This window comes from Amycolatopsis sp., from assembly GCF_035546795.1.
In the GTDB taxonomy this organism is placed as follows: domain Bacteria; phylum Actinomycetota; class Actinomycetes; order Mycobacteriales; family Pseudonocardiaceae; genus Amycolatopsis_E.
This window is the reverse complement of record NZ_DASZWC010000025.1, coordinates 14,386-35,753: the sequence shown is the minus strand read 5'-3', so window position 1 is coordinate 35,753 and position 21,368 is coordinate 14,386. Positions and strand designations below refer to the sequence as shown.

The following is a 21,368-nucleotide window of genomic DNA, read 5'->3' as shown; positions in this document are numbered from 1 at the left end:
GAGGGGTTAGCCTCGAATGCGTGACTAGCTCCTCGGTGATCAACGTGGTCGGAATCGGCGGTTCCCTGCGCGCGGGCTCCCAGTCCGAACGTGCGCTGAACATCGCGCTCGAAGGCGCGGCGGAGGCGGGGGCGAAAACGCTGGCGATCACCGGCAGCGAGCTGGTCCTGCCGTTCTACGACTCAGGTATCCCCGAGCGCACCCCGGAGGCAGAACGGCTGATCGAGGCGGTGCGCAACGCCGACGGGCTGATCATCGTTTCGCCCGGCTACCACGGCGCGCTCTCCGGCCTGATCAAGAATGCCCTGGACTACGTCGAGGACCTGCGCACCGACAGCCGTCCGTATCTCGACGGCCGGGGCGTCGGCCTGGTCGCCGTCGCCTACGGCTGGCAGGCCGCGGTCACCACGCTCGACCAGCTCCGCACCATCACGCACGCGCTGCGTGGCTGGCCGACGCCGCTCGGCGGCTCGGTCAACTCCGCCGAGACCAAGTTCGACGAGGCCGGCGGCGCCTCCGACGAGAAGACGGTGGGCACGCTGCGCCTGATCGGGCGCCATGTGACCGAATTCGCCCAGGCCAAGCGCGGCTGAGGGTTCACACCGGCACCTTCCGGGTAACCGTCGGAGTGAGGCCCGTCATGACGGGCACCTTTCGGCGACTGCGAGATGTTGTTCCTGGTGCCAAGGTTGGAATCAGCCAGGAACAACGGGAGGTATGTGGTGGAAGCGTTGTACACGGCGGTGGCGACCGCACGCGGCGACGGCCGCAACGGTGAGGTCACCTCGTCCGACGGCGTGATCGACGAGCAGCTGGCCATCCCGAAGGAGATGGGCGGCGCCGGGGGTGAGCACACCAACCCCGAGCAGCTGTTCGCCGCAGGCTATTCGGCCTGCTTCCACAGCGCGCTGCAAGCGGTCGCCCGCCAGGCGAAGGTGCAGCTGAACGGCACCACGGTCACCGCCGAGGTCAGCATCGGCAAGGACGGCCCCGGCTTCGGCCTTGCCGTCAAGCTCGAGGCCACCCTGCCCGGGATCGAGCAGGGCAAGGCGAACGAGCTGGTGAACCAGGCCCACCAGCTTTGCCCGTATTCGCGCGCAACTCGCGGCAACATCGAGGTCGAGGTAACCGCCAAGACCGGTTGAGGGAAAGAGAGGAACACGCACACCATGGCTAACTCTCCGATCAAGAGCCCGCTCCCCGAGAGCGACAAGGAGATCACCGGCAACGTCCTCCAGTCCACTTTGGTCGATCTGGTCGACCTGTCGCTGATCGCGAAGCAGGCGCACTGGAACGTGGTCGGCACCAACTTCCGCAGCGCGCATCTGCAGCTCGACGAGCTGGTCGCCACCGCGCGCAACTACGTGGACGCGGTGGCCGAGCGCGCCAACGCGATCGGTATTTCGCCGAACGGCAAGGCGAAGACGGTCGTGGAGAGTTCGGGCCTGCCCGAGTACCCGGACAACTGGCAGAGTGTCGAGTCCACCGTGGCGGCGATCGTCGACATTCTGGCCGACCTCATCCAGCGGCTGCGCAAGCGCATCGACGAGACCGACAAGAGTGACCTGGTCACCCAGGATCTGCTGATCGAGATCACGCAGGAGCTGGAGAAGGCGCATTGGATGTGGCAGGCCCAGCAGGCCTGACCCAAGCAGCGGGAAGAGCGGGCACCGTCGTCGGCGGTGCCCGCTCTTCCCTGTGCTTTGCCTGTTCCGGGGCTAGGGTCCTGTCATGGTCCTGCATTCGGGTAAGGCCCGTCGTCCGGAATCGCGCGGTGGGAGCAATCCGTTCTTCGGTGGCACGAATCCGGCGCTCGCGGCCCGGCTTTCCCCGCCGCACCAGCGCCTTGCCGAGCAGCCGGTGCCGCCGGACACCGCGCTGCAGGTCGTGCGTGACGAGCTGATGCTCGACGGCAACGCGCGGCTCAACCTCGCCACGTTCGTCACCACGTGGATGGAGCCGCAGGCCCGCGACCTGATGGCCGAATGCGTCGACAAGAACATGATCGACAAGGACGAGTACCCGCAGACGGCCGAGCTGGAACGGCGCTGCGTCAACATCCTCGCCGATCTCTGGCACGCCCCGGACCCGACGGCGATCATGGGCTGCTCGACCACCGGCTCGTCCGAGGCCTGCATGCTCGCCGGGATGGCGTTCAAACGGCGCTGGGCCAAGCTCGGCCGCACCGGCAAACCGAACCTGGTGATGGGGATCAACGTTCAGGTGTGCTGGGAGAAGTTCTGCGAGTACTGGGAGGTGGAGCCCCGGCTGGTGCCGATGGAGGCCGACCGGTTCCACCTGTCCCCGGAGGAAGCCGTCGCGCATTGCGACGAGAACACGATCGGCGTTGTCGCGATCCTCGGGTCCACGTTCGACGGTAGCTACGAGCCGGTCGCGGACATCGCCGCGGCGCTGGACGAGCTGCAGGAACGCACGGGCTGGGACATCCCGGTACACGTGGACGGCGCGTCCGGCGCGATGATCGCGCCGTTCCTCGACCCCGAACTGACCTGGGATTTCCGGCTGCCGCGGGTCGCGTCGATCAACACCTCCGGGCACAAGTACGGGCTGGTGTACCCGGGCGTCGGCTGGGTGGTCTGGCGGGACAAGCAGGCGCTGCCGGCCGAGCTGGTGTTCAACGTGAACTACCTCGGCGGCGAGATGCCCACGTTCGCGCTGAACTTTTCCCGCCCCGGCGCGGAGGTCGCGGCGCAGTACTACACGTTCGTCCGGCTCGGCCGCGAAGGTTTCCGTGCGGTGCAACAGGCTTCGCGTGACGTGGCGATGGATCTCGCGCAACGGATCGACAAACTCGGCCCCTTCCGGTTGCTCACCAGAGGTGATCAGCTCCCGGTGTTCGCCTTCACCACGAAGCCGGAGGTCAAGGCTTTCGACGTCTTCGACGTGTCCCGGCGGCTGCGGGAGCGGGGCTGGCTGGTGCCCGCGTACACGTTCCCGGCGAACCGGACGGATCTGGCCGTGCTGAGAGTGGTGTGCCGTAACGGTTTCACCAGTGACCTGGCCGCGCTGCTCGTCGAGCACCTCGAGCACTACCTGCCCGAGCTGAACGGGCAGGCCGCTCCGCAGCACAGCCCGTCCACCAGCACTTCGTTCCACCACTGATGCCGGGGCCGCGCGGCCCCGGCATCAGTGCGCCTACTTCGCGGCGTCGAGCGCCCGGAGTGCGAAATGCACCTCGGCCGCGGTCTGCTTGATGGTCTCGGCGATCACCAGCGAACCGTGCCCGGCGTCGTAGCGGTAGAACTCGTACGGCGCTTCGCGCGCAGCGAGGCGGTCCAGGTAGTTCTCGATCTGCCGGATCGGGCAGCGCGGGTCGTTGTCACCCGCCAGCACCAGCACCGGCGCCTGCACGGCGTCGACGTAGGTGATCGGCGAGCACTCGCGGTACACCGCCGGCACGGACTCCGGGGTGCCGCCGAACAGCGCCTTGTCGAAGAGGCGCAACTGCTCCATCTCGTCCTCGTAGGCCGCGACGTAGTCGGCCACCGGCACGCTCGCCACGCCCGCGGCCCAGCGCTTCGGCTGCGTGCCGATCGCGAGGAGCGTCAGATACCCGCCCCAGGAGGCGCCGGAGACCACGCATTTCGCCGGATCGGCCAGGCCACTTTCGACGGCCCAGTCGTACACCGCCGCGACGTCCTCCAGCTCGGTCAGGCCGGGCCTGCCTTCGATGGCGTCGCGCCAGGCCGAGCCGTAGCCCGTCGAACCGCGGTAGTTCACCTCGATCACGGCGAACCCGGCGTCCAGCCACACCGCGCGGTACGCGGAGAAGCGGTCCTCGTCCGCCGCGTGCGGCCCGCCGTGCAGCGTGAAGACCGTCGGCAGCGGGCCGTCCGGTGCGCCGGCAGGCCGCGCCACCAGCGCGTGCACCCGGCCGCCGGGGCCTTCGACGAACGCGTCCACGACCGGCGCCGACTCCGGCGCGGGCCGGCCGGGCGGGGTGAGCAGCACGGTGTCCGTGCCGTCCGCCGCACGGGCACGGATCACGGGCGGCTGCGCGGCGCTCGACCACGAGTACTCCACCGTGCCGTCCGGGCGCACGCTCGCGCCGCCGATCCGCCCCTTCGGTGTGTCCAAAGAGGACAGCTGTCCGGTGGCGAGTTCGTAGCGGTACAAGGAACTCCGGCCTTCGTGGAAATGCACCACCAGCAGCGCGTCGGCATTGGGGTACCAGCCCGCGCTGACCTCGCCGGGCAGGTCCAGCTCCAGTTCGGTCTCGGTGTCTTCCGCGATGTCCCAGATCAGGAGTTCCTCGCGGCCGCGGCGTTCGTGCAGGACAAGCAGCCGCTGGTCACCGGCGACGGGCGAGAACTCCAGCGGGTCGAGGCCCTTGCCCTCGCCGTCCCATTTCTCCGCGACGGCCGAGAAATCCGTGGTGCGCAGTACACGCACCGCCGGATGGCGGGAGTCACCGTGCTCGGAATGCGAGATCGCCAGCAGGCTCTCGTCGCGGGACAGCGAGGCCACCCCGGCGTCGTCCTTGCTGGCATAGAACTCGCTCGTCTTGCCGTCGGCGTGCGCGAACAGGCGGCTGCCGTCGTCGGTGGACACGCCGACAGCCACCAGCCGCCGGCCGATCTCCAGACCGGCCGGGTACCCGTCGTGCACGTCGGGGACGGCGGTTTCCTTTTCGCCACCGGTGAAGGGCTCACGCATCCACGAGCCGAACTCGTCGCCGTCGGTGTCGTTGAACCACCAGATCCAGGCGCCGTCGGGCGAGGTGGTGGCATGCAGGGTGCCGTTCGGACGGTCGGTGACGCGGCGGTGCTCGTCGGTCTCGCGGTCCCACGCGTAGACCTCCCACACGCCGCTGGCGTTCGACACGTAGAGGTTTTTCGCCGGTGCGTCCAGCGCCCAGTCCGGTACCGACATGCGCGGGGCGTGGAAGCGCGCGCGCCAGCGCGCCTCGGCCTCGGCGTCGGCGAAGAGGCGTTCGGGGATCACAGCGGGCGGATGCTGGGTAGTCACCCCTCGATCCTGCCAGGTGTTGCCCGTACGGTGGGCGTGTGCTGGAGGGATACGCGCCCGGGTTCTCCGATGACGCGCTGTCGATGATGACTGCGCGCACGGCGACCGACCGGGCGGGATTCGTGTTGCGGTTGCTCGAACCCGGGATGCGCGTGCTCGACGTCGGCTGCGGCCCGGGCACCATCACCCGCGGGTTCGTCCCGGTGGTCGGCGACGGCCGGGTGCTCGGTATCGACCTGTGCCCGGACCAGTTCCCGAAAGAGTCCACTGTGGACTTCGTCGCGGCAAGCGCCTACGCGTTACCCGTGGCGTCGGAAAGTATCGACCTGGTGTTCGCGCACGCACTGTTCGAGCACCTGCGTGAGCCCGCGCTCGTGCTGCGGGAGTTCCGGCGCGTGCTGCGGCCCGGCGGCACTCTTGCTTTGTCCACTTCGGACTGGAGCCGCGCGGTGCTCCGGCCCAAGACGGTGAACGTGGTGGCCGCCCTGCGCGGGCACTACCTGCTGCGGCGCCGTGCTGGTGGGGATCCGTTTGCCGGTAAGCAGATCGTGGGGCATGTGGAGCAGGCGGGTTTCGCGGACATCCGTTCGCACGCCAGGTTCCGCCCGGACATGCCGTACCGAGACTTGGCGCGCTACGTGGAGGCGCGGCTCGATGCGGCCCTGACCGCGTCGAAGGTGGACCGGGACCAGCTGGCGAGCGCCGCCCGCTCCGCCTGGGCCTGGTCCCATTCGGGGGACGGGGATTTTTCGCAGTGCTGGATCGAGCTGACCGCTGTTCGCTGAGTTGGGTCGGGATTTGGGGAGGGGAATCCCTCGGTGTGAATCCCCTTGGGCTGGCGGTGCGTTGCCGTCTCGCGTTGGGTGGGCGGTGACCCATGCGCCTAACTGGCCCCGGAACCTAGCGGCAATGCCGAAGGCGAGCCGAAAGGGGGTCCAGGGGGGCGGAGCCCTCCCTGGCGGGGGTTTGGGGGTTCGACCCCCCAAAGGACACAAAGTGAGAGACCCCTGTTCGCGCATTCCGCGAACAGGGGTCCAACTTTCACGTCGGGGTGGCGGGATTTGAACCCACGACCTCCTCGACCCGAACGAGGCACGCTACCAAGCTGCGCCACACCCCGATGTTCCTTAACGGGTCGTTGAGAAGTCTAGCGGACGTCGCTGGGGGCTTTCCGCCGGGTTTCCTTTGGGGCCTTCTCCTGGCTGCTGCCCCGGGGGACGAGCGTGAGCAGGCTGGCTTCCGGCGGGCAGGCGAATCGCGCTGGGGCGTACGGCGAGGTACCCAAGCCGGCCGACACGTGCAGCCACATGTCGGCGCCCCAGCGGGAGGCGCCACGCGCCCGGGAGCGATCAAGCTCACAGTTGGTGACCAGCGCCCCGATGCCGGGAATGCGCAGCTGCCCGCCGTGCGTGTGCCCGGCCAGGACGAGGTCGTACCCGTCACCTGCGAAGGGGTCGAGAACGCGCGGCTCCGGCGAGTGGGTCACGCCGATGCGGACAGCGGCGTGAGCTTCCGCCGGGCCCGCGATCTCGCCGTAGCGGTCACGGCGCAGGTGCGGATCGTCCACACCTGCGGCGAACACCGTCTGTCCGGCGGCCTGCACCGAATGACGGGCGTGGGTGAGGTCGACCCAGCCGTGCTCGACGAAGGCCGCGCGCAGGTCCCGCCACGGGAGTTTCCGGCCGTGGATGCGCTTCTTCTTCCCACGCGGCATCAGGTAGCGGGCCGGGTTCTTCGGCTTCGGCGCGTAGTAGTCGTTGCTGCCGAAGACGAACAGGCCCGGCCTGTCCAGCAGCGGCCCGAGCGCGCGCAGCACGTACGGCACGGCCTGCGGGTGGGCCAGGTTGTCGCCGGTGTTCACGACGAGGTCCGGCTCCAGCTCGGCCAGCGCGGCGACCCAGCGCTGCTTGGACTGCTGCGCCGGCATCATGTGCAGGTCCGAGATGTGCAGCACGCGGATCGACCGCGAACCCGGGGCCAGCACCGGAAGCTCCGCCGTCCGCAGGGTCCAGTGCCGCCGCTCGATGCCCACCGCGTAGCCGACGGCAGCCGCTCCGACCGCCGCGGTTCCCGCGGCCAGCCGGGCCACGCTCATCTTGTCACCGACCGTACTCACACCCTTCAGGTTACGTGCCTAGTGCTCGTAGGCCGGGTCGGACGCCGGGAGACCGAGCACCGGCTGCCCGTTCAGGATCTGCGTCATCGCGCCGAACCAGGTACGGGCCGGTGTCTTGCCGCCGAACATGTTGCCGTCGGTGCTGCCCTTCGTCGCGGTCACGTTGCCCGGACCGCCGTCGATGAGCCCGCCGATCGGGTTGTCCGGCCGGAACACCATCGCGGCCCCGGCCAGTTGCGGCACGGCCGCCACGAACGCCGCCGAACCGGAGTTCTGCGTGGTACCGGTCTTGCCGATCATCGGCCGGTTCCAGCCGACCGCCGCCGCGGCGGCCTTCGACGTGCCGTCGGTGTCGTCCTTGCTCATCCCGACCGCCAACGAATTGGCCAGTCCCTCCGGCACGGCCTGCTCACACGCGGCTTCGGTGATCACCTTCGGTTTGCCGTCGCGATCGGTCACCGCGGCGATCGGCGTCGGCGGGCACCAGGTGCCGCCGCTCATGATCGTCGCCGCGACGTTGGCCAGTTCCAGGCCGCTCGTCGGGCTCACGCCGAGGGTGAACGAGCCGAGACCCGCCTGCGAGGAACCGCCGGGGCCGAAGTACTTCTGCTGGCTCATGTTGTAGACGGCCTGGCTGTTGTTCGGGTCGACCGCGCCGCCGTTGGCCGCGTTGGACGCCATCGTGTTGCGCATCCCGAGCCGCCGCGCCATGTCGGTCACCGCGCCCATCCCGGCCTGTTCCTCCAGGATCACGAACCCCGTGTTGGGTGACGTAGCGAGCGCCTGCTGCAACGTCATCGACGGGCCGTAGCCGCTTTCGCCGTAGTTGCTCAGGCAGTACGCGCGCGTTCCCCGTGCCACCAGCGGACAACCTGGCCCGCCACCGACGAAGACGTTCGACGTATAGCTTTGCGGCGTCTGGATGGTCGAATAGATCCCGACCTTGTGCTGCTCCATCGCCGCGGCGGTGGTGAAGATCTTGTAGCTCGAACCCGCACCGGTCACATTGGACACGTCCGATGGCAGCGCGTACGTCGTCTGCCCCTTGTCCGCGTCCGGGCCGTAATCCCGGTTCGCGGCGAGCGCGACCACTTCGTGTCTGTTCTTTCCCGGCCGCACCAAGGACAACGTGTTCGCCACGTTCTTCTGCGTCTTGTCCACCTGCTGTTCGGCGGAGATCTTGGCCTGGTGGTTGGCGTTCTGGTCCATCGTGGTGCGGATGGTGTAGCCGCCGGTGTACAGGTCGTCCTTCGTCATTCCGTTGGTGAGCAGGTAATCCTGCACGTACTGGCAGAAGAAGCCGTTCTCCGGCCCGGCGCCGGTGCAGTTCGCGGCCGGCTTGGACGGCCCGCCGGGTACCACGCCCAGCGGCTCGGCCTTGAACCGGTCCGCGTCCTCCTTGGCGAGCTTCTGGTTCTCCACCATGCGATCCAGCACCAGGTTCCGGCGCTCGGTGGCCTTTTCCGGGTGGCTCCACGGGTCGTAGACCGGCGGGTTGTTGACCATCCCGGCCAGCAGCGCCGCCTGCGGCACCGTCAGCTTGGCCGCGGTCGTGTTGAAGTACGTCTGCGCGGCGGCGCCGATGCCGTAGATCTTGCGCGAGAACTCGACCACGTTGAGGTAGCTGGTGAGGATCTGGTCCTTGTTCATCTGCGTCTCGAGCTGGATCGCGACCCGCGCTTCCTTGAGCTTGCGAGCGATCGACTGCTCCTGCGCTTTCTGCTGGCCCACCTGATCGTCCCGGTAGACGACGTTGATCAGGTAGTTCTTCACGTACTGCTGGGTCAGCGTCGAGGCGCCCTGGGTCTCGCTGCCGGTGCTGTTGCTCAGCGCGGCGCGGAAGGTGCCCTTCCAGTCCACCCCGTGGTGCTCGTAGAAGCGACGGTCCTCGGTCGAGACCAACGCCCACTTCATCGCGTCATTGATCTCGTTCGACGCGGTCGGGATGCGGTACTGGTCGTACAGCGTGGCGATCGGGTTGCCTGCCGAGTCGGTGATCGTCGTGACCAGCGGCGGTGGCACGTTCGCGAGCTCGGCGGACATGCTGTCCACCGTCTCGCTCGCCTTGTTGGACGCCACCCCGGCGGCTCCCACGATGGGGAACAGCACCCCGGCGACGAGGATCCCCGCGAGCAGGCACAGGCCGAGCAGTTTGAACAGACCATCCGTCTTCCGCACGGGAGCCAGGGTAGTGGGAACGGGCATATCGCCGCCGGGGCACGGGGGTTCGGATACCACGTCCGGCGGTGCGATGCGACGTGTTCCGGTAACAAAATTCGCCGGGATCTTGGCGAGGGGAACCGTCTGGCCCTACAGTCCGTCAACGTCTCACGAAGACCGGTGCCGGGGAGGTGCCGGGCTTCAGCAAGGTGAGCCGAGGGTGAGGAGCTGGGGGCATCATGGACTCGAATCAGCAGCAGAGCTGGCGCCTGGACGCCTTGTGCCGGGATACCGACCCGGACGAGCTGTTCGTGCGCGGCGCGGAACAGAACCGGGCCAAGGTGGTGTGCATGGGCTGCCCCGTGCGCACGGAATGCCTGGCAGAAGCATTGGACAACCGGATCAGCTTCGGTATCTGGGGTGGTATGACCGAACGCGAGCGGCGGGCACTGCTGCGCCGCCGCCCGGAGGTCGGCTCCTGGTCCGAACTACTGGAATCGGCGAAGCGGGAGTACGTCAAGGTCTCCTAGGCGCCGTTCGAAAGCCGGTCTCCGATGTCGCGGAGGCCCGCCATGTCGTGCACGTCGCTGGGGAGCGCGGGTACGCGGACGATCGGCACTTCGGGGTGCGCGCGGGTGAAGCGCGAGAGCAGCCTGTTCTCGCGTTCCGCCAGCGCCACCCTGTCCGCGTGCAGCCGCAGCACGGCGGTGGCCAGTGGAGCGCTGGACTCCACCCGGTCCGCCGCCGCTGTCGCCTTGCCCGCCGAAAGATCGGCCAGCACCGGATGCGTCCGGTTGGCCACCAGCCCGGAAAGCGGCATCGACTCCTCGGAGAGCCGGTCCACGAAATAGCTCGCCTCGCGCAGCGCGTCCGGCTCCGGCGCGGCGATCACCAGGAACGCCGTTCCCTTGCTGCGCAACAGTTCCGAGGTCTTGCGTGCGCGCTCACGGAAACCGCCGAACATACTGTCGAACGCCTGCATGAACGCCGACGCGTCGGCCAGCAGCTGGCCGCCGATGATCGTCGAAACCGCCTTGGCGAACATCGAGAACCCGGCGGTGACCACCTTGCGCAGGCCCCAGCCACCCGCCTTCGCCGGCCCGGTGAGCAGCCGGATCATCCGGCCGTCGAGCGCGGTGGACAGCCGGGTCGGCGCGTCCAGGAAGTCCAGCGCGGACCGGCTCGGCGGGGTGTCCACCACGATCAGATCCCAGTCGCCGGTGGCGGCGAGCTGGCCGAGCTTCTCCATCGCCATGTACTCCTGCGTGCCGGAGAACGACGTGGAAATGGTCTGGTAGAAGGGATTCGCGAGCAGCTGCTCGGCTCGTTGCGGGCCGGCGTGCGCGCGCACCATGTCGTCGAAGGTGCGCCGCATGTCGAGCATCATCGCCCAGAGCTCGCCCTTGGGGTCGAAACCCTCCACCTGAACCTGACGTGGATGGTTGCCGAGTTCGCGCAACCCCAGCGCCTGTGCGAGCCGGCGCGCCGGGTCGATGGTCAAGACCACTGTCTGCCTGCCGCGTTCGGCGGCGCGCAACGCGAGCGCGGCCGCCGTCGTCGTCTTGCCGACTCCGCCCGAGCCACAGCAGACGACGACCCTGGTTTCCGGGTCGTCGATCAGCGCGTCCACGTCGAGTGCCATCACTGCACCCCCTGTTCGGCGAGCGACTCCGCGATGTCGTAGAGCGCCGCGACGTCCACCCCGTCGGTGAGGTCCGGCAGTTCCAGCGTCGGCAGATCTGCTTCGGAAAGCTGCTCGCGGGCCCGTTGCTCGGCGGCGATCCGGATGGCGTGCTCGACGGTCTCTTCGACCAGCGCGTCCACCGTCGCCTCGGAAAGGTCCAGCCCGGCGGCCTCCAAACCGGACCGCACCCGCGACGCGTCCACCCGCCCGTCGGCGGCCGCGGTCAGCGAACGCGCCGGCAGCCGCGGCGGCCGCACCCGGTTGACCAGCACCGCGCCCGGCCGCAGATCGGCGCCGTCCAGTTCGGCCACCGCGTCCAGTGTTTCCCGTACCGGCATCTCCTCCAGCAGGGTCACCAGATGCACGACGGTCTCGCCGGAATGCAGCAACCGCACCACACCTTCGGCCTGCGCCCGGATCGGCCCGGTGCGGGCGAGATCGGTCAGCGCCTTCGTGACGTCGAGGAACTTCACCACCCGGCCGGTCGGCGGGGCGTCCACCACCACGGCGTCGTAGGTGTGCCTGCCGTCGGACTCGGTCCGCCCGACACACTCCTTGATCTTCCCGGTCAGCAGCACGTCGCGAAGGCCGGGCGCGAGCGTGGTGGCGAACTCGATCGCACCCATCCGGCGCAGCGTCCGCCCGGCGAAGCCCAGGTTGTAGAACATCTCGAAGTACTCGAGCAGCGCGGCCTCGACGTCGATGTGCAGCGCGCGCAACTCGCCGCCGCCGGGCGCGGACGCGAGGCGCTGTTCGGCGTACGGCAGCGGTTCGGTGTCGAAGAGCTGGGCGAAGCCCTGCCTGCCCTCGACCTCGATCAGCAGCACGCGCCGCCCACCGCGCGCCAGCGCGAGGCCGAGGGACGCGGCGAGTGTCGTCTTCCCGGTACCGCCCTTGCCGGTCACGAAATGCAGCCGGGCGCGGGCGAGTTCGTCGGTCCAGCCGGCCAGGGGGTTGCTCACTACCGCAGCGTAAATCACCCGGGGGGCTGGTGTCGGGCTAGTGGTGGGGCTGGACCGGCGACATCGGCACGCACGTGACCGGCCTGGCCCCGGCGGGATCGAGCGCGTTGACCACGTAGCCCAGGGCGTTCGGATCGAAGGGCAGCCCGGCGTGGTTCACATGGTCGGCCGCGCAACCGTCCTGCAGTACGACGTTCGTCACGTTCGGCCCCTCACCCAGCCCGCTGGTCCACGGCACGACGAGACCGTCCTCCTTGCTGACGATGTTGGTGTAGGTGATCCGCGGCAGGAACACCCCGCCCGCCTGGAGCGTCTTCAACAGGTCCGAACCCTTGAGCAGCTCGGGACAGACCGCGCAGGTCGCCGCCTGCGCGACCGGACCGAGGCCGAGCGCCTTGAGCAGCTCGTACAGCTCGGCGAGCCCGTACGGGTCGGTGCCGGCCCAGCCCGGCGCCAGGCTCACGAACCGGCCGATTTTGTCTTTGCCGCCAAGGAGTTTGGCGTAGTAGGTGCCGAGCCAGGTGCCCTGGGAATACCCGACGAGGTCCACTTTGGCCGCCCCGCTCGCGGCTCGCACCTTGTCCACAAAGGACTGCAACTCGGCCGCGCTGGAGTCCATCGAGGTCAGTCCGCCGACCGGGTCGTCGCTCGCCGGGGTGCCCGCCGGCACCCCGTAGGTGAGCGCGTACGTGCAGAAACCCTTCTGTGCCAACAAAGGTCCGAGGAGACGCCAGGTGTAGTCCTTGTTGTCCCCGGTGCCGTGCACCAGCACGACCGGATCGGGATGGGTCGTCGACGGGCGGCAGGACCATTCGTTGACCGCGGGCGTGGCACCGGCGGCCGGTCCGATGAAGAGGGTGAGCAGGAGCGTGGCGAGCACAGCGGCTGGTCGGCGCATGCTCCCAAATTCCTGGAACAGGCCGATCGCGCCTAGTACACAGCAGGGTGGAAACCGGTGACGGACAGTGAGAGTGCTCGGGTGGCCGGGTGCTCGCTTGATCGGGTCGTTACGCTCGGGCGCATGACGAAGTGGGAGTACGCCACCATTCCGCTACTGATCCACGCCACCAAGCAGATCCTGGACCAATGGGGCGAGGACGGCTGGGAACTGGTGACCGTGCTGCCGAACCCGAGTGGCGAGCAGCATGTCGCTTACCTCAAGAGGCCCAAGGCATGAGCGAGCTTGCGAGCGAATCATGTAACGCCATGCCGTCCGAAGAGGAGGGCGCATGACCTGGTCGGAGAAGCTGGCCGAACTGGGCATCGAGTTGCCCGCCGTGGCCGCCCCGGTGGCCGCGTACGTCCCGGCGGTGCGCACCGGTTCGCACGTGTACACGTCCGGCCAGCTGCCGTTCGTCGACGGCAGGCTCGAGACCACCGGCAAGGTCGGCGCCGAGGTCAGCCCCGAGGAGGCGAAGCGTTACGCGCGCACCTGCGTCCTCAACGCACTGGCCGCCGTGCACGCGCTCGCCGGCATCGACTCCGTCGTCAAGGTGGTCAAGGTCGTCGGGTTCGTGGCCTCGGCAGAGGGATTCACCGGACAGCCCGCCGTGGTCAACGGCGCGTCCGAGCTGCTGGGCGAGATTTTTTCCGAAGCGGGCGCGCACGCGCGTTCGGCGGTGGGGGTGGCCGAGCTTCCGCTGGGAGCGCCGGTCGAGGTCGAACTGATCGTGGAGGTTCAGTAATGGATCCGGACATCGAAGCTGCGTGTCACGAGCTGTTGCTGCGCCTGGCCGGCCGAATGCCGGACCAGTTGCTGTGGCGCTACCGGGACTGGCTGGGCGAGGGCGCGATGACCACGCTCGCGCGCACCCTGCCGCGCACGTTGCTCAAGCACAACATCGACCTCGACCAGCCCGAATACCGGCTGCTGGTCGCCGGGTTGGTTCCGCACGGTGCGGACTGGCATCAGGTGAGTTCCACGCTTGGGGTGGACGAGGTCCCCGAGAACCGGTACACATTCACGGGGAGTGCACCCGATTGGGTGAACTCCGTAGACTCAGTGTCCGCGTTGGTGCACGCAACGTTGCGCGGCCGGCCGGACGTGGGTGAGGTGCGGGAGAGCTGGCGGCACGGCGACGGTTCGGAGCCGAAGCGAGTGCTGCTGATCACCGCGCTGGCCGGCCTGCCAAGGCTGGCCGGGGAACTGCAGCGGGTACTGCGAGTGCTGGGCGACGAACAGCCCAGCGTTGAGGTGATGCCGCCGCGGTTCGACCTGCCCGCGTACCACCGTGCCGCGCTGGCGAGTTCCGAGCTGGTCTGTACCGGCGCTGTGGACACGGGGCACCGGCTCGCCGCTGCGTAACGGCTCGTCTCCGCCGAGAGCGGGCCGCTGGAGGGAGAATTGTGGACGTCCACAGTGACGCCGCAGGGCTGGGAACCGATGGGTTCGCAGTTCCGCTGCGGCTGCACAACCTGATGCTCGCGCTGGCCGGACGGCTGGACGACAGTGCGCTGTCCGAGGCACGCGAGCTGACCGCGAGGGCTCGCCTCGACGAAGCCGCCGAGCTGACCACGGGCGCGCTCATCGCGGGCAAGCTTCCGGTGCGCGAGACGGAGCAGCACGAGCTCGGGCTGGTGCTCGAGCTCAGCCGCTCCGACGCGACGCTCGCCGATCACCTCACCGTCAACGACGCCGAGGCCGACAACGGCGTGCTGCACCACTTCACCGGTGACAACAACCCCGAGCAGGGCATCGCCGACGCGCTCGACCGCACCCTGCAGGTGCTGCCCGATCTGCGCTCGGTGCACGCGGTGTGGCGCAACACCCCGGCCGGCAGCGTGCCGGGGCCGCTGCCGCAGCGCGTGGTCCTGGTCGAGATCGGGCCGGAGGGTAACCCGCCCGCGGCCGCTTACCGCGTCGACGCGGCATTGCGCCGCGCTGGGATCCGTGCGGTCGTCGAGGTCTCCGGACACGGCGCCGAGCGGCACCGCTACCACGAACAAGCGATTAACTCGGCCACCGCGGTCTGGCTCGCTGGGGAAACATCGGCGGGAAAATCCGGCCGGTCGGCCAAGCCGGCGCCGGCCACCGTGGAGGAGAAGTCCGGCAGGCACGTCGCGCGGAACGCAGGCAGCGCTGAGGAACCCCAGCCGACGCCTGAGCCCGTCGAGGAGCCGAAACCCGCCGAGGAAGAGCCGACGGCGCCGGTAGCCGAGACGCCCGAGCCCGCCGAGACCGAGGGCCCCGGCCACATGTTCGGGCCGCGGGAGGCGCCGCCGGAGATCCGCGCGGAGAACACGATGGACCTCAGCTCGGCCGAGGTCGCCCAGTTGCGGGCGGCGCTGGCCGAGGACCCGGAGAAGGGCCGCGCGATCGCGTCGGCGACGATCGGGCCCGGCGAGGTCATCGAGATCCCCGAGCTGGACCTCAACGACCCGCAGTTGTCCGAACGCGACCGTCAGCTGCTGCGCGAGCTGCACGCTGAACTCGCCGAGCGTGAGCGGGCCGAAGCCTCCAAGGTCCGGCTCAACGGGCGTGGCGAAGACAACCCGCGTTGGGTCGACGGCTTCTCCGGATCGTGAGCGGCGCGTAAGTTCCAGTGCGTGCCTGATCTTAGTTTTTCCGTGCCGGGCGGCATGGATTTCTCGGTGGAACCACCGGAGACCCCTGCCGTCCCGCGCGACGCCGCGACCGTGATCCTGCTCCGCGACAGCGACCGAGGGCTGGAGGTGTTCCTGCAACGCCGGGTCGCGGCGATGGCGTTCGCGGCCGGGATGACCGTGTTCCCCGGCGGCGCCGTCGACAAGCGAGATGCCGACGCCTCGGTCGCGTGGGCGGGACCGTCGGCCGCCGAGTGGGCGGAATGGTTCGGTGGCACCGAGTCCGTCGGCCGCGCGCTGGTTTGTGCCGCGGTGCGCGAAACGTTCGAAGAGTCCGGAGTTCTGCTCGCCGGTACTGCCGGTGAAGTCGTCGCCGACGCGGCCCGCTATCGCGAAGGCCGCGCGCAGCTGGAATCCCGTGAGCTTTCCCTCGCCGATTTCCTGGCCCACAACGACCTCACCCTGCGCGCCGATCTGTTGCGGCCGTGGGCGCACTGGATCACCCCGATCCAGGAGAAGCGCCGGTACGACACGCGGTTCTTCGCCGCGGTCCTGCCCGAGGGGCAGCATGCGGACGGCGCGACCACGGAGGCGGAATCCACCAGCTGGCAACGTCCCGCGGAAGCGCTCGACGACGCCAAGGCCGGCCGCAGCACGTTGATGCCGCCGACCTGGCACACCTTGACCGAACTCGCCGAATTCGGCTCCACAGCGGAAGCTCTGGCCGTCGAACGCAAGGTGGAGACGATCATCCCGACGCTGCGCCGTGAGGGAGATCGGATCCGCGTGATCGTGGGGGACGAATGACACACCCGGCATACGGCGAACTGCGCCGCGTCTCGGAAACCGCTTCGGTGCTGCTGGAGAACAATCCGTCGTCGATGACGCTCGAGGGCACCAACAGCTGGGTGCTGCGCGCGCCGGGTGAAAGCGCTTGCGTGCTCGTCGACCCCGGCTACGAGGACCTTGATCACCTGCCCAAACTCGCCGAAGTGGCGCCGGTCGAGCTGATCCTGCTCACCCACCACCACCCCGATCACGCCGAGGGCGCGCCCTGGCTGGCCGAACGGGTCGGCGCCCCGGTGCGAGCCTTCGACGAATCGCTTTGCAGAGGCGACGGGGCCTTCGGCGACGGTGACACGATCCGCGCCGCCGGTCTGGAGATCGGGGTGCTGCACACCCCGGGCCACACCGCGGATTCGGTCTGCCTGCGGGTCGGTTCGCACGTGCTGACCGGGGACACCATCCTCGGCCGGGGCACCACGGTGCTCAGCGATCTTGGCTCGTACCTCGGCTCCCTGCGCCGGCTGCTGGAACTGCCCGGCGGGCTGAGCGGACTGCCCGGCCACGGGCCGGAGATCGCCGACCTCCGCGCGGTCGTGCAGGAGTACCTCGACCACCGCGAACAGCGGCTGGACCAGGTCCGCTCGGCGCTGGCCGTGCTCGGCGAGGACGCCACGCCGCGGCAGATCGTCGAGCACGTCTACGCCGACGTCGACAAGGCGCTGTGGGCCCCGGCCGAGCACAGCGTGCGAGCGCAGCTGGAGTACCTGCGCGTCAGCCGGACTGAGTGAGATCCGTTGCGGCGGCCAGTTCGGTGACCACTTCGAGCAGCCGCCGCAACGCCGGCTTCTTCGCCTCCGGCAGCCAGACCACGTCGGTGTGCGCCTGCTCGCCCTCCAGCGGGACGAATTCCACGCCGCCGCGGCGGATGCTGTGTGCGGAAGCGGCCAGCCTGGTGACGCCGACCCCGGCGGCCACCAGGCCCAGCAGGTTCTGCACGCTCGACGCCCGCTCCACCACGCGCGGTTCGAACCCGGCCTCCTGGAAGTCCCGGTCGTACTTCTCGTGCCACGGCGGCCAGGAACTGCGCTGGGTCAGCACCCACGGCTCGTCCGCCAGGTCCGACAGGCGCAGGCTTTCCCGCTGCGCCAAGGGATGTCCGGTCGGCAGTACCGCGCACACCCGCTCGGTGAGCAACGTCCGCGAGGCCAGCCCGTCGACCAGCGGTGGCCGGGTGAACCCCGCGTCGTACCGGCCGCCCTGCAGCCCGGTAACCAGTTCGCTGATGCTCACGTCCTCGGTGTGCAGTTCGACGTCGGGATAACGCGCCCGGACGGTTCGCACGACGGGCGGCAGCAGGTAGTTCGCCGTGGACGCGAGGAACGCCAGGTTCAGCGTGCCGACCTCACCGCGGGCCGCGCGCTGCACTGTGCTGATCGCCTTCGTCGTGCGGTCGATCACCGCCCGCGCCTCCGGCAGGAACAGCAGGCCGACCTCGGTCAACCGGGTGCCCCGCGTGTCCCGGTCGAACAGCCGCACACCCAGCACCCGCTCCAGCACGTTGATCTGCTGGGAAAGCGACTGCTGGGCGATACCGAGCCGTCCCGCGGCATCGGTGAAGCTCAGCTCCTCGGCCACCGCGATGAAATACCGCAGCTGCCGTAGCTCCGGACTCCTCACAGGAATCGACTGTAGCGGCTGGAGGAAGCCGATGTTGGACACCTCATTTCACCGCCGGAAAGCTGGACGCATGACAGAAGGACGACAACGCGTCTGGCTGATCACCGGCTGCTCGTCGGGGTTCGGCCGGGAGCTTGTGCCGGCCGCGGTACGGGCGGGCGATCTGGTGATGGCGACCGCACGCAAGCCTGAGCAGCTCGAAGCCCTCGCCGGCGACCAGGTGCGCACCTGCGCGCTGGACGTGACCGCCCCGGCGACGATCGAAGCCGCCGTGCAGGCCACGCTCGACGCGTTCGGGCGGATCGACGTAGTGGTGAACAACGCGGGCAACGGATCCGTCGGCGCGGTGGAGGAGCTCGGCATGGACGAGCTGCGCGCCTTGATGGAGGTCATGTTCTTCGGCGCGGTCGAGGTGACCAAGGCCGTGGTGCCACATCTGCGCGCGCAGGGCAGCGGCGCGATCGTACAGATCAGCTCGATGGGCGGGCAGGTCAGCCCGGCCGGGTTCGGGGCCTACTGCTCGGCGAAGTTCGCGCTGGAGGGGATTTCCGAGGCGCTGGCCGGTGAGCTGGCGCCGTTCGGGGTGCGGGTCCTGATCGTCGAGCCCGGCGCCTTCCGCACCGAGTTCGGCGGCGCGCGGATGCACCGCTCGCGCCGGATCGACGCCTACGAGCTCGAAACCCGCGCGGCGATCGACACCATGGACGGCACCCAGCCCGGCGACCCGGCCAAAGCCGCGGCCGCGATCCTGTGCGCGCTCGACGCACCGGACCCGCCGCTGCGGCTTGCGCTGGGCGCGGACGCCGTCGAGGCCATCCGTGCGAAGCACGCCCGCAATCAGGCGGACCTGGACGCCTGGGAGGAACTGAGCGTGAGCACCGCGTTGGACTGATCTTCGCTCCGGCGGACTGTCCCGCGCAGCAACCAAACCAGCGCCGCGACCACCAGCGCCGCCCCGCCGGCCGCGAGGAAGGAGGCCGACGGTCCCTGGTGCTCGACGAGGTAACCGCTCACCGACTGGCCGAAAGCCAGGCCGAGCGTGATCGCGGTGAGCACCCAGCCGAAGGCCTCCGCCGCGGTGCCCTCCGGGGCCACGATCTCGATCGCCGCCGAATGCGTCGACGACTGGGGTGTGATCATCGCGCCGGCGGCGAGCATCGTCAGGGCCAGGCCCCACAGTGTGGACGGCCAGGCGCACAACGCGACGAGCAAGGCGAACGCGGCCAGCAGGGCGGGCAGCCGCGCGGACATCTGCCGCGGCCACGGCCGCAGGCTGAACGCCACGCCGAACGCGACCGAGCTGACCGACCAGACCGACAGCAGCACCCCGCCCAGCGCGGGCTGCCCGGCCTCGGTCGCCGCCGCAGGCACGGCGACTTCGACGAACCCGATCACAATGCCGAAACCCAGCGCGGCCAGCGCGAGCGTGCGCATACCCGGGCCCGCCAGCGCGCCGAGCAACGACCCGTGCCGCTGCTCGGCCGGACCCCAGGCGCGGACCGCCGGGCTCAGCGCGAACATCAGCGAGCCGAGCACCATGCACGCCCCGCCGATGACCATGCCCGTGCCCGGCCACGGAGCGGCGACCAGCACCCCGGCCAGCCCAGGGCCGAGGATGAAGAACACCTCCATGCTGATCGCCTCGTAGGAGAAGGCGGCGTTTTTGGCGCGTTCATCCTTGACCAGCCGCCCCCACAGCGCACGGGAAGCGGAGCCGACCATCGGCTCCGTGATGCCGATACCGCCGCCCAAAACCACCAGAACGGGTGTCGGCGCATGTGCCTCGATGGCCAGCGCGAGCACCGCCATCGCGACCGCGAACAACACGGTGTCGAGCACCAGCGGCCGGGTCGGCCCGAAGCGGTCGATCAGCCTGCCCTGCACCACCGAACCGACCGACACGCCCACCAGCGACCCCGCCGAGACGAGCCCGGCCGCGGCGAACGAACCGGTCTCACGCTGGACGTACAGCAGCGCCGACAGCCCGATCATCGCTATCGGCAGGCGGGCGAGCAGCGACGCGGCCAGTGGGCGGCCGGAGCCGGGGGTGGTCAGCGCGGACCGGTAGTCAGCGAGCGAAGTGGACTGAGACACGCGTACCAGTATGCCCATATCTGGTACGTGAGTACCACTTATTTACCGGCGATCTGGGTCACCGGAACAGGGCAGTAGATCTCGGTTGGATAACGACCGAAGATTTTCTCCGGAAATCGCGCAACGAACCGGCCACGCTCGCGTCCTTTGGGATGAACGGCCTTGAACTTCGGGGTAGGGGCCGTGGCATGGTTGACATAACAGAAGAACTCCCTCCGGATCTTGGGTCGGGGCCTAACCGGAGGGCGGGGAGCGCGGTCCGTCGGGGGATGGCCCGCGCAAAGCGAAGGGCCGGTGCGCCACGTCGGGGGTGGCGCCCGGCCCTTCGTTCATCGTTCAGCCTGCTCGCGCTTCGCGCTTCGCTGGTGAACTTCGGCATCGCATTGGGGGTCGAACCCCCAAACCCCCGCCAGGAGGGGCTTCGCCCCCCTGGACCCCCCAACCCGGTGCCGGTGTGGGGGCCGGTCACCCGCCATAAAAATGGCGGTCTTCCTGGGGAAGACCGCCACTTTTTGGGTTTTACCTTGCGCGGCGGGCTAGGCGTTCTGGGTCCAGGATCAGGACGCTTTTGCCTTCCAGGCGGAGCCAGCCGCGGTGGGCGAAATCGGCGAGAGCCTTGTTCACGGTCTCGCGGCTCGCACCGACGTACTGGGCGATCTCCTCCTGCGTCAGGTCGTGCGTGACGCGCAGGATGCCGGCCTCCTGGCTGCCGAACCGCTGCGCCAGCTGCAACAGCGCCCGCGCCACCCGGCCAGGCACGTCCGTGAAGATCAACTCTGCGACCATGTTGTTCGTCCGGCGCAGCCTGCGGGCGATCACCCGCAGCAGCTGCTCGGCGATCTCCGGCCGGTTCGAGATCCACTTCCGCAGTGACGGGCGGTCCATGCTGACCGCACGGACCTCCGTCACGGTCGTCGCGCTCGAAGTACGCGGACCGGGGTCGAAGATCGACAGCTCGCCGAACATGTCCGACGGGCCCGCGATCCACAGCAGGTTCTCGCGCCCGTCCGGGGACTTCCGGCCGATCTTGACCTTGCCGGATTGGATGATGTACAGCTTGTCGCCGGGCTCGCCTTCAGTGAAGATCACGTGGCCACGCGGGAACTCCACGGTCTCCAAGGTCTGTGCGAGCGCCTCGGCCGCGGCCGGTTCCACCCCCTGGAAGATGCCCGCCCGGGCCAGGGTCTCGTCCACCTCGTGCCTCCTCGTCGGTGGCGACTGAATACCCCCACATGGGGATGTGTCGCCGATCACTTGCGTGCAGTCTAGGCCGTTCGGGCGAGATCGCCGCACGGCTCGCCGAATGGCAGGCTGCCAACGCCCACGAGGGTGAGAAATGATCTCGTCCGGACGCCCC

The 21,368-nt window shown here is 69.2% G+C and carries 22 protein-coding genes and 1 tRNA gene; 13 read left to right on the top strand and 10 right to left on the bottom strand.

All coding sequences use genetic code 11. The features are described from left to right. The first annotated feature begins 44 nt into the window (after positions 1-44). From VHD82_RS16550 to VHD82_RS16535, 4 genes are all read left to right on the top strand, one after another. On the top strand, positions 45-593 hold the full coding sequence (locus VHD82_RS16550; protein ID WP_414637529.1) for an NADPH-dependent FMN reductase: 549 nt from the start codon (positions 45-47) through the stop codon (positions 591-593). A 126-nt stretch (positions 594-719) separates the two neighbouring features. Then, complete coding sequence (locus VHD82_RS16545; protein WP_325703862.1) at positions 720-1,145, top strand: organic hydroperoxide resistance protein; 426 nt, start codon at positions 720-722, stop codon at positions 1,143-1,145. A 24-nt stretch (positions 1,146-1,169) separates the two neighbouring features. Beyond that, positions 1,170-1,646 carry a DNA starvation/stationary phase protection protein Dps gene (gene dps, locus VHD82_RS16540; RefSeq protein ID WP_325703859.1) on the top strand — a complete coding sequence of 159 codons (477 nt, stop codon included), beginning with the start codon at positions 1,170-1,172 and terminating at the stop codon, positions 1,644-1,646. Between the two features lie 85 nt (positions 1,647-1,731). Continuing rightward, entirely contained in the window at positions 1,732-3,123 is a 1,392-nt protein-coding gene (locus VHD82_RS16535; RefSeq protein WP_325703857.1) for a glutamate decarboxylase, read from the top strand. 33 nt (positions 3,124-3,156) lie between these two features. Here VHD82_RS16535 and VHD82_RS16530 read toward each other — a convergent pair whose 3' ends face one another. Next, positions 3,157-4,989: a S9 family peptidase gene (locus VHD82_RS16530; RefSeq protein WP_325703854.1), complete on the bottom strand. Its 1,833-nt coding sequence runs from the start codon at positions 4,987-4,989 to the stop codon at positions 3,157-3,159. A 38-nt stretch (positions 4,990-5,027) separates the two neighbouring features. Here VHD82_RS16530 and VHD82_RS16525 point away from each other — a divergent pair, with 38 nt between their 5' ends. After that, on the top strand, positions 5,028-5,774 hold the full coding sequence (locus VHD82_RS16525) for a class I SAM-dependent methyltransferase (protein WP_325703851.1): 747 nt from the start codon (positions 5,028-5,030) through the stop codon (positions 5,772-5,774). A gap of 261 nt (positions 5,775-6,035) precedes the next feature. Here the strand turns inward: VHD82_RS16525 and VHD82_RS16520 are convergent. The 3 genes from VHD82_RS16520 to VHD82_RS16510 form a co-directional block, all read right to left on the bottom strand. After that, positions 6,036-6,109, bottom strand: a tRNA-Pro gene (locus VHD82_RS16520). 27 nt (positions 6,110-6,136) lie between these two features. Then, on the bottom strand, positions 6,137-7,084 hold the full coding sequence (locus tag VHD82_RS16515) for a metallophosphoesterase (RefSeq protein WP_325703893.1): 948 nt from the start codon (positions 7,082-7,084) through the stop codon (positions 6,137-6,139). 39 nt (positions 7,085-7,123) lie between these two features. Then, positions 7,124-9,283 carry a transglycosylase domain-containing protein gene (locus VHD82_RS16510; protein ID WP_325703848.1) on the bottom strand — a complete coding sequence of 720 codons (2,160 nt, stop codon included), beginning with the start codon at positions 9,281-9,283 and terminating at the stop codon, positions 7,124-7,126. Between the two features lie 221 nt (positions 9,284-9,504). On the opposite strand from VHD82_RS16510, the gene VHD82_RS16505 reads away from it, so the two are divergent. Beyond that, positions 9,505-9,795 (top strand): WhiB family transcriptional regulator, encoded by a 291-nt coding sequence (locus tag VHD82_RS16505; protein ID WP_325703845.1) that lies wholly within the window; start codon positions 9,505-9,507, stop codon positions 9,793-9,795. On the opposite strand, the gene VHD82_RS16500 is transcribed toward VHD82_RS16505, so the two are convergent. The 3 genes from VHD82_RS16500 to VHD82_RS16490 are packed head-to-tail and all read right to left on the bottom strand — an operon-like array spanning position 9,792 to position 12,809. Continuing rightward, entirely contained in the window at positions 9,792-10,907 is a 1,116-nt protein-coding gene (locus VHD82_RS16500) for an ArsA family ATPase (RefSeq protein WP_325703842.1), read from the bottom strand. The genes VHD82_RS16505 and VHD82_RS16500 overlap by 4 nt on opposite strands. Further along, positions 10,907-11,911 (bottom strand): ArsA-related P-loop ATPase, encoded by a 1,005-nt coding sequence (locus VHD82_RS16495; protein WP_325703839.1) that lies wholly within the window; start codon positions 11,909-11,911, stop codon positions 10,907-10,909. Before VHD82_RS16495 ends, VHD82_RS16500 begins: the two co-directional genes overlap by 1 nt. Before the next feature lie 37 nt (positions 11,912-11,948). Beyond that, positions 11,949-12,809, bottom strand: a complete 861-nt coding sequence (locus VHD82_RS16490; protein ID WP_325703836.1) for an esterase/lipase family protein — start codon at positions 12,807-12,809, stop codon at positions 11,949-11,951. A gap of 123 nt (positions 12,810-12,932) precedes the next feature. On the opposite strand from VHD82_RS16490, the gene VHD82_RS16485 reads away from it, so the two are divergent. From VHD82_RS16485 to VHD82_RS16460, 6 genes are read left to right on the top strand one after another with little or no spacing between them, the layout of a single operon-like run. Then, positions 12,933-13,088: a hypothetical protein gene (locus VHD82_RS16485; protein ID WP_325703833.1), complete on the top strand. Its 156-nt coding sequence runs from the start codon at positions 12,933-12,935 to the stop codon at positions 13,086-13,088. Positions 13,089-13,140: 52 nt separating this feature from the next. After that, positions 13,141-13,596, top strand: a complete 456-nt coding sequence (locus tag VHD82_RS16480; RefSeq protein WP_325703830.1) for a RidA family protein — start codon at positions 13,141-13,143, stop codon at positions 13,594-13,596. Next, positions 13,596-14,216: a hypothetical protein gene (locus tag VHD82_RS16475; RefSeq protein WP_325703828.1), complete on the top strand. Its 621-nt coding sequence runs from the start codon at positions 13,596-13,598 to the stop codon at positions 14,214-14,216. The genes VHD82_RS16480 and VHD82_RS16475 overlap by 1 nt, the downstream gene beginning before the upstream one ends. Before the next feature lie 38 nt (positions 14,217-14,254). After that, positions 14,255-15,436, top strand: coding sequence for a hypothetical protein (locus tag VHD82_RS16470; RefSeq protein ID WP_325703891.1), 1,182 nt, complete (start codon positions 14,255-14,257; stop codon positions 15,434-15,436). Between the two features lie 54 nt (positions 15,437-15,490). Next, on the top strand, positions 15,491-16,261 hold the full coding sequence (locus VHD82_RS16465) for an NUDIX hydrolase (protein WP_325703888.1): 771 nt from the start codon (positions 15,491-15,493) through the stop codon (positions 16,259-16,261). After that, on the top strand, positions 16,258-17,028 hold the full coding sequence (locus tag VHD82_RS16460; RefSeq protein ID WP_325703824.1) for an MBL fold metallo-hydrolase: 771 nt from the start codon (positions 16,258-16,260) through the stop codon (positions 17,026-17,028). The genes VHD82_RS16465 and VHD82_RS16460 overlap by 4 nt, the downstream gene beginning before the upstream one ends. Here the strand turns inward: VHD82_RS16460 and VHD82_RS16455 are convergent. Beyond that, positions 17,012-17,917, bottom strand: coding sequence for a LysR family transcriptional regulator (locus tag VHD82_RS16455; RefSeq protein WP_325703821.1), 906 nt, complete (start codon positions 17,915-17,917; stop codon positions 17,012-17,014). The two genes, VHD82_RS16460 and VHD82_RS16455, sit on opposite strands and share 17 nt — an antisense overlap. Before the next feature lie 70 nt (positions 17,918-17,987). Between VHD82_RS16455 and VHD82_RS16450 the strand changes: the two genes are divergently transcribed. Continuing rightward, positions 17,988-18,809 carry an oxidoreductase gene (locus tag VHD82_RS16450; RefSeq protein ID WP_325703818.1) on the top strand — a complete coding sequence of 274 codons (822 nt, stop codon included), beginning with the start codon at positions 17,988-17,990 and terminating at the stop codon, positions 18,807-18,809. Here VHD82_RS16450 and VHD82_RS16445 read toward each other — a convergent pair. Together VHD82_RS16445 and VHD82_RS16440 are read right to left on the bottom strand one after the other, a co-directional pair. Then, positions 18,755-20,011: an MFS transporter gene (locus VHD82_RS16445; RefSeq protein WP_414637527.1), complete on the bottom strand. Its 1,257-nt coding sequence runs from the start codon at positions 20,009-20,011 to the stop codon at positions 18,755-18,757. The genes VHD82_RS16450 and VHD82_RS16445 overlap by 55 nt on opposite strands. A 519-nt stretch (positions 20,012-20,530) precedes the next feature. Then, positions 20,531-21,205, bottom strand: coding sequence for a Crp/Fnr family transcriptional regulator (locus VHD82_RS16440; RefSeq protein WP_325703812.1), 675 nt, complete (start codon positions 21,203-21,205; stop codon positions 20,531-20,533). Positions 21,206-21,368 lie beyond the last annotated feature (163 nt).

What these genes read in the sequence shown, in the direction of transcription:
- VHD82_RS16505 (WP_325703845.1), top strand. Translation starts at nt 9,505, where the DNA reads ATGGACTCGAATCAGCAGCAGAGCTGGCGCCTGGACGCCTTGTGCCGG.
- VHD82_RS16490 (WP_325703836.1), bottom strand. Translation starts at nt 12,809, where the DNA reads ATGCGCCGACCAGCCGCTGTGCTCGCCACGCTCCTGCTCACCCTCTTC.
- VHD82_RS16475 (WP_325703828.1), top strand. Translation starts at nt 13,596, where the DNA reads ATGGATCCGGACATCGAAGCTGCGTGTCACGAGCTGTTGCTGCGCCTG.
- dps (WP_325703859.1), top strand. Translation starts at nt 1,170, where the DNA reads ATGGCTAACTCTCCGATCAAGAGCCCGCTCCCCGAGAGCGACAAGGAG.
- VHD82_RS16535 (WP_325703857.1), top strand. Translation starts at nt 1,732, where the DNA reads ATGGTCCTGCATTCGGGTAAGGCCCGTCGTCCGGAATCGCGCGGTGGG.
- VHD82_RS16460 (WP_325703824.1), top strand. Translation starts at nt 16,258, where the DNA reads ATGACACACCCGGCATACGGCGAACTGCGCCGCGTCTCGGAAACCGCT.
- VHD82_RS16485 (WP_325703833.1), top strand. Translation starts at nt 12,933, where the DNA reads ATGACGAAGTGGGAGTACGCCACCATTCCGCTACTGATCCACGCCACC.
- VHD82_RS16465 (WP_325703888.1), top strand. Translation starts at nt 15,491, where the DNA reads ATGGATTTCTCGGTGGAACCACCGGAGACCCCTGCCGTCCCGCGCGAC.
- VHD82_RS16450 (WP_325703818.1), top strand. Translation starts at nt 17,988, where the DNA reads ATGACAGAAGGACGACAACGCGTCTGGCTGATCACCGGCTGCTCGTCG.
- VHD82_RS16500 (WP_325703842.1), bottom strand. Translation starts at nt 10,907, where the DNA reads ATGGCACTCGACGTGGACGCGCTGATCGACGACCCGGAAACCAGGGTC.
- VHD82_RS16480 (WP_325703830.1), top strand. Translation starts at nt 13,141, where the DNA reads ATGACCTGGTCGGAGAAGCTGGCCGAACTGGGCATCGAGTTGCCCGCC.
- VHD82_RS16515 (WP_325703893.1), bottom strand. Translation starts at nt 7,084, where the DNA reads ATGAGCGTGGCCCGGCTGGCCGCGGGAACCGCGGCGGTCGGAGCGGCT.